Raw genomic sequence first — 2,446 nt, forward strand, 5'->3', positions numbered from 1 at the left:
GTTTTATCGGAAACGCTTAACAGTGCTTTTTTGATTTTTAACATTTATAACCTCTTTTTACACACCCCGCAACTGAAGTTGCACCCCTCTCAAGAGGGGAATCACCTTAAAATCTCCTCTTGAGAGGAGTACGGCTTTAGCCGGGAGGTGTGTTATCTTCAATCCAATCTTTCAAAATATCCAGACATCCTTCCAAATTATTCTTCACATCCTCATCCTTAAATCGAATAAATCGTACTCCCAAACTTTCCAGTTTTTCCTGTCTTTCTTTATCATATTCAACTTTGTCGTTATGACTCGCACCATCAATTTCTATCGCTAACATCAACTTTGGGCAGAAAAAATCGACGATGTAATTATCTATCGGTTTTTGACGATGAAAATCATATCTTAACTTCTTATTCTTTATTTCTTTCCAAAAAAGAACTTCGGATAAAGTTGAGTTGTTTCTTAATTCTCTGGCTTTTTCTTTTAATTTGGGATTGTATTCTAGGAATTTTGATTTTTTCATATCGATCTTTTACACAAACCGCAACTAAAGTTGCACCCCTCTCAAGAGGGGAATCATATGAAAATCTCCTCTTGAGAGGAGTACGGCTTTAGCCGGGAGGTGTGTTCTTCTCTCATTTCATCCTATTTTAAGTTTACAAGTCACAACATCCTTCCCAACATAATTTACTACATAAAAAAACATCAATCGCTCCAGATTCTCTTCAAATTTCCCGAAGTTATCGGATTCTTTCAGTTCTTTTACTATTTCTTTTGCTTCGCTTAAATTCTTCTTAAAAATCTCTTTCACATTTTTTGTATATTCAAGTTCAAATCTTTCTTTGTTTAAAAGTTCTTCAATATCCAGATCAATCGGCATTTCCGTAATTCTGTTCTCGATATGATACCAATCACCGGTTCTGAAATCAAATTCATAAAACGGAATGAATAAGTGTCCGTTTTCAATGATGAAATCCAACACTTCGACGATATATTCATATTCTTCCGGAGAAAGTGCATAATGCAGATTGAAACGAATCCAACCCGGTTTTAATCCGGAATACTTATCAACACCGATCAGGCATTGATAGTATTTGGAAATTTCATCACTTATGTCGAGCAGTCTGTGTCCGTAAGGTCCAGCACATGAACAACCGGCTCGCGTTTGTATTCCAAAAAGGTCATTCATTAGTTTAGTTACGAATTTAGGATGAAGGATACGGTCTTTATGTTTGATGTTGAAGGGAATGATATTCACTTTTTTATCGATATCTGTTGGTCCGTAAAAGACGATTTTTTTGTTTTTCAAAAAACGGGAATAGAATTTTTCCAGCCAATATCGTTCGATTGTTTCGATATTTTCGATTCCTACTTTTTCTTTGATTTGGAAAGTCAGAGCAATCTTGATATCCTGCAATATGGCAGGAGTTCCGGGTTTTTCTCTTGTTTCGATATTGTCGATATATTTTTCACGATAAAGTGAGACATAATCAACTGTTCCCCCAGCAGCGACGCAGGGAGGAAGTTCTTTTGGATAGATATTTTCATTGATGATCAGCAGACCGGCAGTTCCAGGTCCACCCAGAAATTTGTGTGGAGAAAGGAAAATCGCATCGAAGTAACTTTCCTCGTCTTTGTTCATATTTATTTCCACATAAGGTGCACAGGCAGCAAAATCGAAACAGGCAAGGGCATTGTGTCTGTGCAAAATCTTCGCAACTTTATAAACAGGTGTCTTTATACCCGAAACATTGGACGCAGCAGAAAAAGAACCAATTTTAGGACGACCATCATACTTTTTATTGGAAACAGCTTTTTCCAATTCAATCAAACAGATTTCACCTTCATCATTCAATGGAATCTGAACCACATCGCAGAGAGTCTGCCGCCACATAATTTCGTTGGAATGATGTTCATAAGGTCCTACAAAAACAATCGGTTTGTTATCATGAATATAATCCTGTAATTCAGTTCTACATTTGGTTCTTTCCGGATATCGATCAGCACAACTTTTCAGGAACTCGTTAATTCGCTTTCTGGTTGCAGGAGGCCAATAAACACCGAGAATCTGTTGTAACCTGGTTATTCCACCCGTTGTTCCTGATTCTGTGAAAATTACTTTTCCGGTTTCTCCCGCGTTGACCATTTTTTTGATGATTATCTCCGCATCGTGCAGGAGAGTCGTCATTGTTTTGCCGGTAAAATCGTCTTCCGTGTGCGTGTTGGCGTAAAACTGCATGATGTGCAGTAAAAAGTTTTCAATGGAATACAAACATCTGCCGCTGGCTGTATAGTCCGCATAAACAAGCGGTTTCTTTCCGAAAGGTGTCTGGAATAATTTGTTGCGTCCGATGATATCTTTTCGGAGCCATCCCAGGTTTTCGATTAGTTTTGTTGGTTTCATATTTTTTCCTTTTAATCACCGCAAAGGCGCGAAGAACGCAAAGATTTTTTTTTA

General features: G+C 37.7%; 2 protein-coding genes. Both read right to left on the minus strand.

Annotated features, from left to right (window positions below; translation table 11 throughout):
• Nucleotides 1-136 precede the first annotated feature (136 nt).
• Entirely contained in the window at nt 137-511 is a 375-nt protein-coding gene (locus ENL20_03710; protein HHE37663.1) for an endonuclease domain-containing protein, read from the minus strand.
• A 117-nt stretch (nt 512-628) separates the two neighbouring features.
• A complete protein-coding gene (locus ENL20_03715; protein HHE37664.1) occupies nt 629-2,392 on the minus strand; it encodes an aminotransferase class V-fold PLP-dependent enzyme in 1,764 nt (587 codons plus the stop codon).
• Between the last annotated feature and the right edge of the window lie 54 nt (nt 2,393-2,446).

Source organism: Candidatus Cloacimonadota bacterium (assembly GCA_011372345.1).
Taxonomy (GTDB): domain Bacteria; phylum Cloacimonadota; class Cloacimonadia; order Cloacimonadales; family TCS61; genus DRTC01.

Coding starts and splice junctions, on each gene's coding strand:
- ENL20_03710 (HHE37663.1), bottom strand. CDS start 511: ATGAAAAAATCAAAATTCCTAGAATACAATCCCAAATTAAAAGAAAAA.
- ENL20_03715 (HHE37664.1), bottom strand. CDS start 2,392: ATGAAACCAACAAAACTAATCGAAAACCTGGGATGGCTCCGAAAAGAT.